General features: G+C 60.6%; 13 protein-coding genes. 3 read left to right on the plus strand and 10 right to left on the minus strand.

Features of this window, described 5'->3' with window-relative positions; genetic code table 11:
* Positions 1-5: 5 nt before the first annotated feature.
* The 4 genes from VNZ65_RS06210 to VNZ65_RS06225 all read right to left on the minus strand — a co-directional run bounded on the left by VNZ65_RS06210 (position 6) and on the right by VNZ65_RS06225 (position 3,719).
* The gene (locus VNZ65_RS06210) at positions 6-779 is read right to left on the minus strand and encodes an ABC transporter permease (RefSeq protein WP_325667126.1); all 774 of its coding nucleotides are present in this window, start codon (positions 777-779) and stop codon (positions 6-8) included.
* A 55-nt stretch (positions 780-834) separates the two neighbouring features.
* Entirely contained in the window at positions 835-1,854 is a 1,020-nt protein-coding gene (locus VNZ65_RS06215; protein ID WP_325667128.1) for an ABC transporter substrate-binding protein, read from the minus strand.
* The gene (locus VNZ65_RS06220; RefSeq protein WP_325667130.1) at positions 1,851-2,624 is read right to left on the minus strand and encodes an ABC transporter ATP-binding protein; all 774 of its coding nucleotides are present in this window, start codon (positions 2,622-2,624) and stop codon (positions 1,851-1,853) included. The genes VNZ65_RS06215 and VNZ65_RS06220 overlap by 4 nt, the downstream gene beginning before the upstream one ends.
* 180 nt (positions 2,625-2,804) lie before the next feature.
* Positions 2,805-3,719, minus strand: coding sequence for a sugar nucleotide-binding protein (locus VNZ65_RS06225; RefSeq protein WP_325667131.1), 915 nt, complete (start codon positions 3,717-3,719; stop codon positions 2,805-2,807).
* Positions 3,720-3,730: 11 nt separating this feature from the next.
* On the opposite strand from VNZ65_RS06225, the gene VNZ65_RS06230 reads away from it, so the two are divergent.
* Positions 3,731-4,756: a CDP-6-deoxy-delta-3,4-glucoseen reductase gene (locus VNZ65_RS06230; RefSeq protein WP_325667133.1), complete on the plus strand. Its 1,026-nt coding sequence runs from the start codon at positions 3,731-3,733 to the stop codon at positions 4,754-4,756.
* 16 nt (positions 4,757-4,772) lie between these two features.
* Here the strand turns inward: VNZ65_RS06230 and VNZ65_RS06235 are convergent, their stop codons facing one another.
* Positions 4,773-5,327 (minus strand): hypothetical protein, encoded by a 555-nt coding sequence (locus VNZ65_RS06235; RefSeq protein ID WP_325667135.1) that lies wholly within the window; start codon positions 5,325-5,327, stop codon positions 4,773-4,775.
* A complete protein-coding gene (locus tag VNZ65_RS06240) occupies positions 5,324-6,418 on the minus strand; it encodes a hypothetical protein (protein ID WP_325667137.1) in 1,095 nt (364 codons plus the stop codon). Before VNZ65_RS06240 ends, VNZ65_RS06235 begins: the two co-directional genes overlap by 4 nt.
* 388 nt (positions 6,419-6,806) lie before the next feature.
* Here VNZ65_RS06240 and VNZ65_RS06245 point away from each other — a divergent pair, with 388 nt between their 5' ends.
* Complete coding sequence (locus VNZ65_RS06245) at positions 6,807-8,018, plus strand: acetylornithine transaminase (RefSeq protein ID WP_325667139.1); 1,212 nt, start codon at positions 6,807-6,809, stop codon at positions 8,016-8,018.
* A 23-nt stretch (positions 8,019-8,041) separates the two neighbouring features.
* Positions 8,042-8,524 carry a C40 family peptidase gene (locus tag VNZ65_RS06250; RefSeq protein WP_325667141.1) on the plus strand — a complete coding sequence of 161 codons (483 nt, stop codon included), beginning with the start codon at positions 8,042-8,044 and terminating at the stop codon, positions 8,522-8,524.
* A gap of 154 nt (positions 8,525-8,678) precedes the next feature.
* Here the strand turns inward: VNZ65_RS06250 and lpdA are convergent, their stop codons facing one another.
* From lpdA to aceE, 4 genes are all read right to left on the minus strand, one after another.
* Positions 8,679-10,775, minus strand: coding sequence for a dihydrolipoyl dehydrogenase (lpdA, locus tag VNZ65_RS06255; protein WP_325667143.1), 2,097 nt, complete (start codon positions 10,773-10,775; stop codon positions 8,679-8,681).
* A 78-nt stretch (positions 10,776-10,853) separates the two neighbouring features.
* The gene (locus VNZ65_RS06260; protein ID WP_325667145.1) at positions 10,854-11,423 is read right to left on the minus strand and encodes an MFS transporter; all 570 of its coding nucleotides are present in this window, start codon (positions 11,421-11,423) and stop codon (positions 10,854-10,856) included.
* A 98-nt stretch (positions 11,424-11,521) separates the two neighbouring features.
* Positions 11,522-12,856, minus strand: coding sequence for a dihydrolipoyllysine-residue acetyltransferase (gene aceF, locus VNZ65_RS06265; RefSeq protein WP_325667147.1), 1,335 nt, complete (start codon positions 12,854-12,856; stop codon positions 11,522-11,524).
* 129 nt (positions 12,857-12,985) lie between these two features.
* A complete protein-coding gene (aceE, locus tag VNZ65_RS06270; RefSeq protein WP_325667149.1) occupies positions 12,986-15,682 on the minus strand; it encodes a pyruvate dehydrogenase (acetyl-transferring), homodimeric type in 2,697 nt (898 codons plus the stop codon).
* Positions 15,683-16,146 lie beyond the last annotated feature (464 nt).

A 16,146-nucleotide genomic window follows, 5' to 3' on the forward strand; every position in this document is an offset into this window, starting at 1 on the left:
CGCCGTCAGACGTACTGGTAGCGCAACACCCGGTGCTTCAGGTTTTCCAGGACTAACTGGTCGATCAGCGCCGCCAGGATCGCAATCGCCAAGATGTTGGTCATGACGCCGACCATGTCAGCGGTTTCGCCGGCATAAGCCAGGGTCCGTCCCAGCCCTTTGCCGAAGCCGATCAGCATCTCGGCCGAAATCAGCGCGCGCCAGGCATTGCCGAACGCCAGCTGGGCGCCGGTGATCAGCTCCGGCATGACCGCCGGCAGATAGACCCGCTTCAGCATGTCCCAGCGCGTTGCGCCCATCACCCGCGCCGCCGAGACATGCACCTGTTGCACGCTTTCAGTGGCGTTCATGACGCTCAGTGCAGCCGGGAAAAACGCCGCCAGCGCCACCACCACCATGATCGGCAGATTGCCGAAACCCATCAATATCAGGAACAGCGGCACCCAGGCAATCGACGGAATCGACTGCAGGATGATGATGGCCGATTTCAACACCTCGCGGAAGAAGAACAGCACCGCGCCGACCAGGCCAAAGCCGATGCCGAACAGCATGGCCGCCGCATAGCCGCCGCCGAGGCGGGTCAGGCTGCCCCACAAGGCGGTGCGGAATTCCGGCGTCTGCGCCTCTTGCCACAAGCGTCCCAATACCGGCAGCACACCCGGCATCAGGAAATCCGGCAGCGACCAGGCAGCGATCTGCCACAGCAGGAAGATGAACACGATGGCCAGCAGCATGGCGAGCTTTTTGCGGTAACCGAGCAGCCGGCTGTGAGTACTCATAGATGAACCAGAACAATACGACGTTGTTGAAAGAAATTCTTAGCTGCTGCGCAGCTCACAGCTTGCGGTCTTTTTGCCAGTCGAGATCGATGATCGCGTTGACGTTGAACGGCTTGCCGTCGCGTGTTTTCAGCGAGCCCTGCTGCTGCAGGATATCTGCCAGTTCCTGCATGCGCGCCAGTTCCTTGGTGGTCAGCACGGCGCTGAAGGTCTGGCTCTTGATCGCATCGCTGATCACCGTCTCGCGCGGCAGATCGCCGTGCTTCAGGGTTTTCAGCGTCGGGTCGGCAATGAAATAGCCGGCGATCAATTTGGATGCCGCGGCAGGATCTTTTTGCAGCAGGTTGATCGCCTCGCGCTGCGCGTCCAGCGATTTCCAGACTGCCTCGCGCCGTTTCGCCAGCGTCTCGCCGGAAGTGATCACCACCATGCAAGGGAAAGGCCAGACTTCGCCGACTTCATAGATCTGCTTCACCGGCGCCACCAGTTTCGCAATGCTGGCCTGCGGTTCAAACAGGAAGGCGGCATCGACGCGCTTGCCGACCAGCGACTGCACCGCCACCTGCGGGCTGACGCCAAGGATGTTGACATCGTCGGCCTTGAGGCCGGCGTTCTTCAGCGTCACGCCCTTGAGGACAGCGTCGGCGGTGCTGCCTTCCGCCTGCGAGGCCAGGGTACGTCCCTTGAGTCCGGCGACATCCTTGATGCCGCTGTCTTCGCGCACCACCAGCGCGTGATAGCCGTGCTGGGCGCCCGCCACCACTTTCAGGTCGGCGCCCTTGGAAGCCCAGGCCGCGGCATTGGTGAAGCCGAGCACGCCGCTATCCAGCTGGCCGCCGACAATGGCCTTGATCAGATCGGTGCCGGATTTGAATTCGATCAGCTCGACATCCAGCCCATGCTTCTTGTAAAAACCACCCTCGAAAGCGGCGATCGCCTGCGCATCGTCCATCACGCGCAGGTAGCCGATCTTGAATTTTTCCGCGGCCGAGGCTTGACCTGCCAGCGCCAGCAGGAGCGCCAGAAGCAGTAATAAGGTTTTGGACCTGACGTTGGCAAAATGTATGAATCTCATGCAGCGATATCCTCAAGTTTTTTTGCGAATGCGTCCTGCTCCGCGTGAATCCCGAGCAGGCAAAGAATCTCGCGCCGGGTGGCGGCGAATTCGGAAAGATCGTGGGTCTTCTCATGCCGGTTCAGCTTGAACTCGCGCAGCACCGTGGCCGGACGCGGACTGAACACCAGGATGCGGTCGGCCAGGAACAAGGCTTCGTCGACATCGTGCGTGACCAGCAGCACGGTCGGCCGCTCTTCCCGGATCAGCTGGCGCAATGAGTCCTGCAAGGTCATGCGGGTCAAGGCATCGAGGGCGCCGAACGGCTCGTCCAGCAACAACACTTTCGGCTGGCTGATGAAAGCGCGCGCCAGCGCCGCCCGCTGCCGCATGCCGCCGGACACCTGGTGCGGATAGTAGGTTTCGAAACCTTGCAGGCTGACCTTGGCCAGCCAGTCGCGCGCCTGCTGGCGGGCGCCGGCCTTGCTGACTTTTTGCAGCTCCAGCGCCAGCGCCACGTTGGCCTCCAGCGTCAGCCACGGATACAAGGCATTTTCCTGGAACATCAGCATGCGTTCCGGATGCGGACCCTTGATGCTGACGCCATCGGCCAGCACCGCGCCGCTGCTGGGAGCGCCAAGACCGGCAGCCAGATGCAGCAGCGTCGATTTGCCGCAACCGGAAGGTCCGACCAGCGCGACCAGTTCACCCTCTTCGATTTCGCGGCTGAAGTCAGCAATCACCGGCAAGCCGGAAAACTGCTTGTTGACATGCTTAAAAGATAATTTCATGGGAAGCGGCGACCGGTAGCGTTGCAGCGCCGCTTAGTCGGCAAGCGCATATAAAGTGGATTTTTTATTTACTTTTCACTTTATCGGTCAATTTTCCGCCTTACAACAACTTATAACTTCTATGCTTATGCGAAAAACAGATATAAAACCTTCACATGGGCGCAAATTTTAACCGCCTGGCTAGATTTTCCGCTCCGCAGCCAGCGCCGGCAAAGCCGCCGCAACGTCAGGAAAGCGCAGCCGTACCCCCAGCTCCAGCTTGATGCGCTGGTTTTGCAGACGGCGCGATTCCGACATGAACGACAGCAGCATCGGCGACACCGCCTGCGCCAGCTCGGCGCGCGGCAAGCGCGGCGGCGGCGGCAGATCGAAGGCCTTGGCCACCAGGTCGAAATACTCGGCCATCTTCAGCTGTGAATCGTCGCTGGCGTGGTAGATCCGCAGGGGCGCCGCCTTGAACAGCGCGGCGGCGATAATGCGCGCCAGATCGTCGGCATGGATATGGTTGGTATACACATCGTCTTCGGCGTTCAGGGCTGGGGTTGCCTTGTGCAGGCGCTCCAGCGGCAAGCGGTTGGCTGCGTAGATGCCGGGCACGCGCAGGATCGCCAGACGGCCATTGCGGCGCCGGGCCCAGGCGCGCAGCACCTGTTCGGCATCGACACGGCGCTTGGCGCGGCCGTTGTGCGGAGCCAGCCCGCGGGTTTCGTCGATCAGGGCGCCGCCGCAATCGCCGTAGACGCCGGTAGTGCTGATATAAACAAGAGTGGCGCGCTCAGGTAAAATGGCGGCCAGATTGCGGGTGCGCCGGTCTTTTTCGCCGGCGGACTGCGGCGGCGCCAAGTGCACGACGAATTGCGCCAGACGCGCCAGGCGCCCCAGCGTCGACGGTCGATCCAGGTCCGCCACCAGCGGAATCGCCCCGGCGGCACGCAGTTCGGCGCAGCGCTCCGGCTGGCTGGTGACCGCGAAAACACGGAATCGGCGGTGCAACAGCGGCAATAGACGCAATCCGACGTCGCCGCAGCCAAGAATCAGCAGACGCGGTTTGCCAATACTGTCGCCATGGTGCGATTTTATATTTATGTTTTTCATTACAGGATTGTATGGGTTTTCAGATAACGGTTCAGCCTAGCGGCCGACAATTTACTTGCGACGAAGGTGAAACCATTCTCACCGCGGCGATACGCGCCGGCGTCGGCCTGCCTTACGGCTGCAAGAACGGCGCTTGCAGCTCATGCAAGGGCAAGCTGCTGGAAGGCGAGATCAGCCATGGCGCGCATCAGGAAAAAGCGTTGCCAATGAAGGAAGAACAGCTCGGCTTTGCCCTGTTCTGCTGCGCCACGCCGCATTCCGATGTCACCATCGAAGCACGCGAAGTAGCCGGCGTCGGCGAATTCCCGGTGCGTAAAATGCCCACCCGGGTGGCAAAAATCGACAAGGTGGCCGACGACGTCGTCATTGTCTCGCTGCAGCTGCCGGCCAATGAGCGCCTGCAATACCTGGCCGGCCAATACCTCGAATTCATCCTACGCGACGGCAAACGCCGCAGCTACAGCATGGCCAACGCACCGCACAAGGACGAGCATCTGACGCTGCATATCCGCCACATGCCTGGCGGCCTGTTTACCGACCAGGTGTTCAGCACCCTGAAAGAGCGCGACATCCTGCGTATTGAAGGGCCTATGGGCACCTTCTTCCTGCGCGAAGACTCGGACAAGTCGATGGTGCTGCTAGCGTCCGGCACCGGCTTCGCACCGATCAAAGCGCTGGTCGAGCAATGCGCCCACACCGGCTCGCAACGGCCGATCACCTTGTACTGGGGCGGCCGCCGGCCGCAAGACTTGTACATGATGGCGCTGTGCCAGGAATGGGCGGCGACGCTGCCGCACTTCAAGTTCGTGCCGGTCATCTCCAATGCGCGACCGGAAGATCAATGGCAAGGCCGCAGCGGTTTCGTGCACCAGGCCGTGATCGACGATTTCCCGGACCTGTCGGCATACCAGGTCTACGCCTGCGGCGCACCGGTGGTGGTGGAATCGGCGCAGCGCGATTTTGTCGCCCTGTGCAAATTGCCGGCGGAAGAGTTTTATGCGGATTCGTTTACGTCGGAAGCAGACCTGGCGGCATAAGCTGGACTGCCTGCACCTAATTAAGCGCCCCGCTTGTCAAGCGCACGTGGCTCCTGAGCGTCACCTCGGGCATGGCGATCGCTGGTTCCGGTTCGCGCCGCTCTGCGCTTGCCGGTAACGCTTCCCCGCTGGCATGGCCGGCAGGTATTTCCGCACTTGCCACCGTCACCCGTGATGGCGCATGCGGCAGCGGCCGGCGCCGCCCTGGGCGCGATGCGATCTCGCCCCTCATCTTGTCACGCACCGGCAATATCGCCGCCACGACCGGCTTGCCCTGTCTTTCAATCAGCGCCTGACGCTCTGCCGCCGACTGAGCGCTATCGCTGTCCGGCGCCGGCATCCTGCCGCTGTTTTCGGCCGCCAGGATTTTCATGGATTTGTCGGGCATGACGGCAGCAGCTTTGCTTGGCGCCCACCAGCGCCCTCCCTGCAAAGCCAGCACAGCCGCCACCAGAACCGTCAGCATCAGCAACGGCAAGCGCAGGCGGGAGTGCGCCTGCGCTTGCACAAAATCCAGCACCGGGCTGGCGTCCGCCGTTCTCAGCTGAAGGTGTCGGCCGGCATCGCTCATCGCAGTTCCCTGCGCCGCCGTGAAGCTGGCAAGCGCGGCCTGAAGTAGATCACGCTATAGGTGGAGCAGGTCAAGGGATGGCGCAATACCTGCTTGCCCCATGCGCCATAGCACTTTGACTGTTCCTCCATGAGATTGTCCGCGGTCCAGTATCCCCACTTGTAGCCGCCGGCATCGCTCTTGGCGCCGGTCTGCCGAGCGGCATATCCGTCGGCAGTTGCTGGTCTGGCCCATGCCTGACCGCGCGCCAGGCCGTGCAAGCGCTCATTGCCGCCGCCAGCCAGCCAGGGATGCGCCGGCCCCAGCCAGCGCACAGGATGCATGGAGTCTTGCGCATGGCCTGCAACATGCTGGAACGGCGTCACCGCCAGCAAGGGAACGGTGCTCTCGGTGGCGACCGTGGCCTTGCTCAGCATGGCAGCGGCGGCGACGCTATCGGCCAATTCCGCATCCGGCGCGACCGGCATGCCGCAGACGCCTTGCCATACCCCTTGTTTTCTGAACAGGCATTCGAGCGCATCCGGCTGCGGCAGACTCAGTACGCAATCGTCTTCCAGCAAGGCCCAGTGCTGCTGCACGGCGGAGCTCAGCAATGAGGCGCAAGAAACCAGGCGCAATTTATGCAGCCTGGCTAGCGCCTGCAAGCCTTCTATCAGCGCGCCATCGGCCGCCGCCGCCAGCCGGGGCTGGCCAAACGGCGCCGGATCGACCACCACCTGGCGCCGCGGGTTGGCAATGCCATCCTGCGCATCAAACACCTGGTTGGCATAGCGTTGCCAATCGGCAGACTGGGCCAAGCCCGCTTGCCATGGCAAAAGCGCGTGCTTCACGTAGGGATAACCCAGCAGCACGGTCAGCTTGTCTGCCCTTTTCAGGCGACCGCGCGGAGTGCGCTCGAACAGGTCGGCGATGGCAAACAAAGGATCGGAACGTGCGGCTGATTCTGGCTTCGGCTCGCCGCTCCAGACATTGCGCTCAAGCGCCAGGGCCGAGCGGCCTATCCAGGCGAACTGCGTCCCCTGCAGCAGCATCAGGTGGTGCATCGCCAGCGGCCGCGAGGACTTCAATGTTTTACTAGGTGGAAATGTCACATCGCACCTCCTCGGATAGGGTCACAGCGGCGGCGTTGCACCTTGAACTTCTGCATGCAGCAGCGCCATGATCAAAGTCATAATAATGCAAGATATCAGATTTGATTGCTTTTAAGAACTATTTTGAGAATCTTGCTATCCTAGCCAGAACGGCGTCGAAGGCGATGCTCGAGACATCCCTGCCGACGCCCTGCAACAAGTCTGTAAATTCTTTTTGACGCACCACACAAAAAGTCCTAATATTTGCGTCATGAACATGATCCAGACCTTCTTGCGACGCCATATTTCATTACCTTTGCCAGGTAAGCCGTGCGCGTGAACGCTGTCTGATCACGAAGCCACAGGCGATGCCTGTGGTTTTTTTTTGCCCTTTTTAGGAGTCCATCGAATGGAACAGCGGGAATTCAAGCAGTATTCAGTCAATGACCTGATGTACATCACCAACCGCCCGCCGCTGGTGTTTACCGAAGGCGCCGGCATGTGGATGACGGACCATACCGGCAAGCGCTATCTGGATTACCTGCAAGGCTGGGCAGTCAATGCACTGGGCCATTCGCCGCAATGCATCCAGGACGCTCTGGTCGCGCAATCGAAGAAGATTCTCAATCCTTCGCCCGCTTTCTACAATGCGCCATCGATAGAACTGGCTGAGCTGCTGACCGCCAACTCCTGCTTCGACCGCGTGTTTTTCGCCAACAGCGGCGCTGAAGCCAACGAAGGCGCGATCAAGCTGGCGCGCAAATGGGGCAAGAAGAATCCGAACCCGGCCGGCCAGAACCGCTTTGAAATCATCACTTTCAACCACAGCTTCCACGGCCGTACCCTGGCTACCATGTCGGCCAGCGGCAAGCCGGGCTGGGATACGATTTTCGCGCCGCAGGTGCCTGGATTCCCGAAAGCGGAACTGAACGACCTCGCCAGCGTCGAACTGCTGATCAATGACAAGACCGTGGCTGTCATGCTGGAGCCGGTGCAAGGCGAAAGCGGCGTGATCCCGGCGACCCGCGAGTTCATGCAAGGCTTGCGCGAACTGACCAAGAAGCGCGGCATCCTGCTGATCGTCGACGAAGTGCAATCGGGCATGGGCCGCACCGGCGAACTGTTTGCCTATCAGCTGTCGGGCATCGAACCGGACATCATGACGCTCGGCAAAGGCATCGGCGGCGGCGTGCCGCTGGCGGCTCTGCTGGCACGCGAAGAGATTGCCGTGTTTGAAGCCGGCGACCAGGGCGGCACCTACAATGGCAATCCGCTGATGACGGCGGTCGGCGTCGCGGTCCTGCAAACCATGCTGGCGCCGGGCTTCCTGCAGTCGGTGAAAGACAAGGGCGCTTACCTGAGCGCCGAGTTGCTGAAACTGACCGAGAAGCACGGACTCGAAGGCGAACGCGGCGAAGGCTTGCTGCGGGCGTTGAAACTGGGCAGCGACATCGGCCCGCAGATCGTCGATATCGCGCGCGACCTGAATCCGGTCGGCCTGCTGCTGAATTCGCCGCGGCCAAACCTGCTGCGTTTCATGCCTTCGTTGAATGTAACGATCGAGGAAATCGACCAGATGATCGCCATGCTGTCGGATGTGATCAGCCAGATCAAGAAGTAAGTTTGAATAAAGGCGAGTGCTTGATGACGATCAGAAATCTCTTTATCTGTTGCCTGGCTTTGTTGCTGGCAGCCTGCGGCGGCACCGGTTCGGTCCGTCCCGGCTCTGAGGACAACACGCCGATCAGCGATAAGGGGAATGATATCGTCATCTACTCGCTGGGCCTGATCGACACCAATTATCGCTTCGGCGGCAAGAATCCGGAAGCCGGACTCGATTGCAGCGGCATGGTCAGCTATGTCTACCGCCAGGCGGCGGGCCTCAAGGTCAGCGGCAGCGCGGCCGACATTGCGCGCCAGGGCCGTCCCATCACCAAGGCCGAACTGCGGCCGGGCGACCTGGTGTTCTTCAACACCATGCATAGGGCGTTTTCGCATGTCGGCATCTACATTGGCGACGGCCGTTTCATCAATGCGCCCTCGACCAACGGCAAGGTGCGCATCGACCGGCTCGACAACAGCTATTACGCGGCGCGCTTTGAAGCTGTCCGCAGATATTTCGACTGATCGACTTCCAGCAATAAAACGCCGCTCCGATGCAAACCGGAGCGGCGTTTTTTTGTAGGATGGGCAGGTTTCCCTGCCCATCCTGAATGCTGATAGATGACACCAGCAAAATTTGCGATCCGCGTGGGCACGGAGTGCCCACCCTGCCACCTGCTTATTTTTTCTTTGGAATGAACAGGTCGGTAATCGTACCCAGGCCCATTTCCGCCGCGAACATCGGCGTTTCCGACAAGGTCGGATGGGCATGGATGGTCAGCGCCAGGTCTTCCAGGTCGGCGCCCATTTCCATCGCCAACACTGTTTCCGCCAGCAGTTCGCCGGCATTCACGCCAACGATGCCGGCGCCAATGATGCGTTTGGTGGTCGGATCCCACAACAGCTTGGTCATGCCGTCGTCGCGTCCCATCGCCAGCGCGCGGCCGCTTGCCGCCCACGGGAAATTGGCTTTTTCAAACGGAATGCCCTTGGCCTTGGCTTCGGTTTCGGTCAGGCCCATCCATGCGATTTCCGGATCGGTGTATGCCACCGAAGGAATCGTCATGGCGTCGAATTCCACCTTGTGGCCGGCGATCACTTCCGCCGCTACCTTGGCTTCGTTGGTGGCCTTGTGCGCCAGCATCGGATCGCCGCAGATGTCGCCGATGGCAAAAATGTGCGCGACGTTGGTGCGCTGCTGCTTGTTGGCCGGGATGAAGCCGCGCTCGTTGACGATGACGCCAGCCTTCTCGGCGGCGATTTCCTTGCCGTTAGGACGGCGGCCCACTGCCACCAGCACCATATCGTAGAGTTGCGGTTCCGGTGCTGCAGGCGAGTTGCTGTCGGCGCCTTCAAAGGTCGCGCGCAGACCTTCTTTCAAGGCTTCCAGCTTGGTCACCTTGGTCTTCAGGTGGATCGCTTCGTAGCGCTTCTCGATGCGTTTCTGCAGCGGCTTGACGACATCGCGATCGGCGGCGGGGATCAGGCCGTCGGCGAATTCGACCACGGTGACCTTGGAACCCAGCGCGTCATACACGCAAGCCATTTCGAGGCCGATGATGCCGCCGCCGATGACCAGCAGTTTCTTAGGAATCTTGCGCAGTTCCAGCGCGCCGGTGGAGTCGATCAGGCGCGGATCGTCGTACGGGAAGCCAGGGATTTTGGCGACCGAGGAACCGGCTGCAATGATGGCGTTCTTGAAGCCGACCACCTTCGGACCGTCCGCGGTTTCCACGGTGATCGTGTTAGCCGAGCTGAATGCGCCCTTGCCGGTCAGTACCTGCACCTTGCGCGCCTTGGCCAGCCCGTTCAAGCCGCCGGTCAGTTTCTTGATGACGCTTTCTTTCCAGCCGCGCAGCGCATCGATATCGATTTCCGGGGCCGACATCTTGACGCCGAAATGCGCCATTTCTTCCGCTTCGGTGATGACCTTGGCAGCGTGCAGCAAGGCCTTGGACGGGATGCAGCCAACGTTCAGGCACACGCCGCCGAGGCTAGGATAACGCTCGATCATGACCACGCTCTGGCCCAGGTCGGCTGCGCGGAACGCCGCGGTATAGCCGCCGGGACCGGCGCCCAGCACCACGGTATCGCACTCGACATCGACCTTGCCGCCGAAACTGGCGGCCGCCGGAGCGGCAACGGCCGCTGCTGCCGGCGCTGGCGCGGCGGGAGCAGAAGCGGCAGGTGCAGCAGCACTGGTGGTTTCCAGCAGCACCACCACGGAACCTTCGCTGACCTTGTCGCCGACCTTGACCTTGACTTCCTTGATGACGCCGGCCTGGCTGGATGGGATTTCCATGCTGGCCTTGTCGGATTCGACCGTGATCAGCGACTGGTCGACCTTGACCGTATCGCCGGCCTTGACCATCAGTTCGATGACGTCGACTTCCTTGACGTCGCCGATATCCGGCACCTTGATTTCGATCGTGCTGGCGACGCCGGCCGCAGCAGGCGCTGCGGGGGCTGCGACCGGCGCAGGCGCGGCAGCAGCCGGAGCGGCAGCTGCGACCGGCGCTGCCGCAGGAGCTGCGGCAGCCGCGGCTTCCAGCACCAGCACCAGCGAACCTTCGCTGACCTTGTCGCCAACCTTGACCTTGATTTCCTTGATGACGCCAGCCTGGTTCGACGGGATTTCCATGCTGGCCTTGTCGGATTCGACCGTGATCAGCGACTGGTCGACCTTGACCGTATCGCCGACCTTGACCATCAGCTCGATAACTTCAACTTCTTTGACGTCGCCGATATCCGGGACCTTGACTTCAACCATGCTCATAGCGTTTGCTCCGTGCTCTCTTCCCGCGGGAAGAAGATATGTGTGTGGTATGTGATGTGGCGATGCCTTGTGCGCCGCTCAGGATTTCATTGCAAAACTGTGAATGCGCAGCGGCGTGGCAGAACTCTTATCGAACTCGACGCCGGCGTGCACGCCGATCTCGGCAATCCGCTGGGCGCTGAGATCCTGCTCGTAGACCGCATACATCGCGCCCAGGGCAAAATTGCGGCCGCTGCCTATGCCCCAGAAACGATCGAAACTGAACACCTCGCGATATGAATACACGCCGAAAATACCGTACGGATTGGCAATCAGCGCGGTGATCTGCGACGACTCGTAAGGATCGTCCTCGTCTTCCTTGGTGTTCAGGAAATACTGGTCCTTGAGGATCCCGTGCACCTTGGAAAAAGTTTCAAACACCTCTTCGCGGTTAGTCAGCTTGCAGTCTTCGCCCATGCCGGTCAGCAGCTTGCGCATCACCGGAAAATGGGCGGCAGTGCCGGCCAGGGTGATATACGATTCGCCGACCTGGAAGATCTTGTTGTTGACTTCATAGGCGTGCGACAAGCGGGTATCGCCGAATGTCACCAGCGAGTCCGACGCAATCGCGATCTGCCCATTTTTCTTAACGACGACACAGGTAGTCATAGTTGTTCTCCATCGGTTTGCCAAACGACCGGTAGGGTGGGCACAATGTGCCCACGCGGCAATATGTATCCGCGTGGGCATTGCATGCCCACCCTACATTACAACAATGTCTTGCGCATGTCGCCCAGCACGTCGGCCAGGTAGACGCTGAAGCGCGCCCCCATGGCGCCGTCGACCACGCGGTGGTCGTAGGACAGGGAAGTCGGCATCATCAGGCGCGGCACGAACTGCTTGCCGTCCCAGACCGGTTTCATCGAGGCCTTCGACAAACCCAGGATCGCGACTTCAGGGGCATTGATGATCGGCGTGAAAGCCGTACCGCCGATGCCGCCCAGCGACGAAATCGTGAAGGTCGCGCCTTGCATGTCGGCCGGTTTCAGCTTGCCGTCGCGGGCCTGGGCCGACAACTCGCCCATTTCCTGGGCGATCTGGCCGATGCCCTTCTTGTCGGCATCCTTGATCACCGGGACCACCAGGCCGTTCGGCGTGTCGGCGGCAAAACCGATGTTGTAGTACTGCTTGAGGATCAGATTTTCACCCTTGCCGTCAAGCGAGGCATTGAACGCCGGGAATTTCTTCAGCGCCGCGACGCTGGCCTTGATCACGAACGCCAGCATGGTCAGCTTGACCGGCGACTTGGCCTTGGCATAGCTGTCGTTGGCCTGCTTGCGGAATTCTTCCAGCTCGGTGATGTCGGCTTCGTCGAACTGCGTGACGTGCGGGATCATGACCCAGTTGCGGTGCAGGTTCGGGCCGCTGAGCTTCTTGATGCGCGACAATGGCAGCAACTCGGTCGGACCTTGCTTGCTGAAGTCCAGCGATGGCCATGCCAGCAGGTCCAGGCCAACGCCGCTGCCGCCCTTGCTTGAAGCTGTAGCGCCGTTAGTATTGGCAGTACCGGCAATCACGCCCTTGACGTAATTCTGTACATCTTCGTGGGTGATGCGGGCCTTGATGCCGGTGCCGGCAACTTTGCTCAGGTCGACGCCCAGTTCACGCGCGAATTTACGCACCGATGGCGATGCATGCGGGATGCTGCCGCCAGCTGCGGCCGGGGCCGGAGCGGCTACCGGTGCGGGAGCAGCAGGCGCTGGCGCCGGTTTGCTCTCAGCGACTGGCGCAGGAGCCGGCACCGCTGCTGCCGGCGCTGCGGCTGGTGCGGCAGCAGGAGCGCTGGCCGGCGCTGCTGCGCCGGCATCGGCTTCCAGCACCAGCACCAACGTGCCTTCCTTGACCTTGTCGCCCAGCTTGACTTTCAATTCCTTGATCACGCCCGCGTGGCTGGACGGGATTTCCATGCTGGCCTTGTCGGATTCGACCGTGATCAGCGACTGGTCGACCTTGACCGTGTCGCCGACCTTGACCATCAATTCAATGACTTCAACTTCACTGACGTCGCCGATATCCGGGACTTTGACTTCCACCATACTCATCGCTTAGCTCCATTCATTCTGCCCGCTGCATATCACGGGCCTGAATTTCTTTTCAGAAAATTCAGGCCCGCGTAGGCAGCCGTGGAAATTTTACTACTGGCTAGTTATCCAGTGATTAACACCAGTACCTTATTGCGTGACCGGATTCGGCTTGTCCGGATTGATACCATACTTGGTAATTGCATCGGCCACAACCGAGGCCTTGATCTTGCCTTCGTCCGCCAGTGCCTTCAGTGCCGCCACAGCCACATAGTAGCGGTTGACTTCAAAGAATTCACGCAGCTTGGCGCGGGTATCGGAACGGCCGAAACCGTCGGTGCCCAGCACCTTGAAGGTACGGCCCGCCGGCACAAAGGCGCGGGTCTGCTCGGCGAAAGTGCGCATGTAGTCGGTAGAGACGATGATCGGACCGCTGGTGCCTTGCAGGCACTGGGTGATGTGCGCCACGCGCGGCGCATCCGTCGGGTGCAGCATGTTCCAGCGTTCCACGTCCTGGCCGTCGCGCGCCAGCAGGGTGAACGACGGCGCCGACCAGACATCGGCATCCACGCCCCAGTCGCTGGCCAGCAGCGCCGCGCCTTCGATGACCTCGCGCAGGATGGTGCCGGAGCCCATCAGCTGGACGCGCTGCTTGTTCTTCTTGTCGCCTTCCTGCAGCAGGTAGAGACCCTTGATGATGCCCTCTTCCTGGCCTTCCTTCAGGCCTGGATGGCTGTAGTTCTCGTTCATCAGCGTCAGGTAGTAGAACACGTCTTCCTGGTTGGTGACCATGCGGCGCAGGCCGTCATGCATGATGACGGCGACTTCGTGCGAGAAGGTCGGATCGTAAGGCACGCAGTTCGGGATGGTCGACGCCAGCACATGGCTGTGGCCGTCTTCATGCTGCAAGCCTTCGCCGTTGAGCGTGGTGCGGCCGGCAGTGCCGCCCAGCAGGAAGCCGCGGGCGCGCATGTCGCCAGCTGCCCAGGCCAGGTCGCCGATACGCTGCAGGCCGAACATCGAGTAGTAGGTGTAGAACGGGATCATGACCCGGTTGTTGGTCGAGTACGAGGTCGCCGCCGCAATCCACGAGCTCATGCCGCCGGCTTCGTTGATGCCTTCCTGCAGGATCTGGCCGGCCTTGTCTTCGCGGTAGTACATCACCTGGTCTTTATCGACCGGCTCGTACAGCTGGCCGACCTGGCTGAAAATACCGATCTGGCGGAACAAGCCTTCCATGCCGAAGGTGCGCGATTCGTCGACCATGATAGGCACTACGCGCTGGCCCAGGCTAGGGTCGCGCAGCAGCGTGTTGAGGATACGCACGTAAGCCTGGGTGGTGGAAATCTCGCGGCCTTCTGCGGTAGGTTCCAGCGCGCCCTTGAATGCGGACAGTTCCGGCACCACCAGCACTTCGTCAGCCTTCTGGCGGCGTTGCGGCAGGTAGCCGCCCAGCGCTTTGCGGCGGGCGTGCAGGTATTGCATTTCCGGGGTGTCGTCAGCCGGCTTGAAGAACGGCACGCTCGGCAGCTGTTCGTCGGAAATCGGCAGCTGGAAGCGGTCGCGCATGGCCTTGATCGCTTCGTCGTCCAGCTTCTTGGTGTTGTGCGCAGTGTTGCGCGCTTCGCCCGATTTGCCGAAGCCGTAGCCCTTGATGCTCTTGACCAGCAGCACGGTCGGCTGGCCCTTGTGCTCTTGCGCCACCTTGAAGGCAGCGTAGATCTTGTGCGGATCGTGGCCGCCGCGGGTCAGGTGCCAGATGTCGTCGTCGGACATCTTGCTGACCAGTTCCAGCAATTTCGGATGCTTGCCGAAGAAATGCTTGCGCACGAAAGCGCCATCCTTGGCCTTGTAGTTCTGGTATTCGCCGTCGACGGTTTCCATCATCACGCGCTGCAGGATGCCTTCCTTGTCGCGCGCCAGCAGATCGTCCCAGCCTGCGCCCCAGATGACCTTGACCACGTTCCAGCCGGCGCCGCGGAAATCGCTTTCCAGTTCCTGGATGATCTTGCCGTTGCCGCGCACCGGACCGTCCAGGCGCTGCAGGTTACAGTTGACCACGATCACCAGGTTGTCCAGACGTTCGCGGCCGGCCATGCCGATGGCGCCCATCGATTCCGGCTCGTCCATCTCGCCGTCGCCGCAGAAGGCCCAGACCTTGCGGTTGGCGGTATCGGCGATGCTGCGCGCATGCAGGTACTTGAGGAAGCGCGCCTGGTAGATCGCCATCAGCGGGCCCAGGCCCATCGATACGGTAGGGAATTGCCAGAAATCCGGCATCAGCTTCGGATGCGGGTAGGAAGACAGGCCGTTGCCGTCGACTTCGCGGCGGAAATGCAGCAGCTGCTCTTCAGTCAGGCGGCCTTCGAGGAAAGCGCGGGCGTAGATGCCTGGCGACGAGTGGCCCTGGATATACAACAGGTCGCCACCGTGGTTTTCGGAAGGCGCGTGCCAGAAATGGTTAAAGCCGATGCCGAGCATGTTGGCCAGCGAGGCAAAGCTGGACAGGTGGCCGCCGAGGTCGCCATCGAGACGGTTGGCCTTGACCACCATCGCCATCGCATTCCAGCGCATCCACGAGCGCAGGCGCTCTTCAATCTCCAGATCGCCGGGACAATGCTCGCCCATGTGGGCCGGGATGGTGTTGACGTATGCGGTGTTGCTGGAAAACGGGATCTGGGCGCCGCGGCGGCGCGCCAGGTCAACCATTCTTTCCATCAGGTAGTGGGCGCGTTCAGGGCCTTCTGTTTCAATCACAGCTTCGAGCGCATCAAGCCATTCTTGGGTTTCTATGACGTCTGGATCGTTGGCGGCCTGGGCCAAAACCTGGTCGAGCTGGGCTGACATGCTGAGTCTCCTGAATTTGTGCGCCTGTCCAATTTAGCATCGGATTAGCGGGTTGGGTCGCAAGCATCTACATCGCTTCGTAGACGGACGCCAAATTCTAACAGGAGTTTTTTCCATTTCCAAATAGCGATATGACGTTTCATATTATGAAAATATGCTGCATAGCAAGGCGAATCCTCATAAAAACATCTATCCCAAAAGTAATGTCATTGGTCTGTAAGCAAAATATGCAGGCTTATTCTTATGTCGCGACGCAACAATAATTACATATAGACATCATCAAATTAAGACTTATAGTCAATTCAATATAAGGAATTCCATAAATCCAAATAAAAAAGCGCTGGACCTGAAATGGTCAGCGCTTTTTTATCTGCATTCTTGATGCCGCTCCAGCGAAGCAGGGTGGGCAAGTTTTTTGCCCACGCGTTGCCGGGATGAGAGCGTGTCGGTAAATTTGAGGTCAC

Origin of the sequence: Collimonas sp. (assembly GCF_035566555.1) — a bacterium.
In the GTDB taxonomy this organism is placed as follows: Bacteria; Pseudomonadota; Gammaproteobacteria; order Burkholderiales; family Burkholderiaceae_D; genus Collimonas.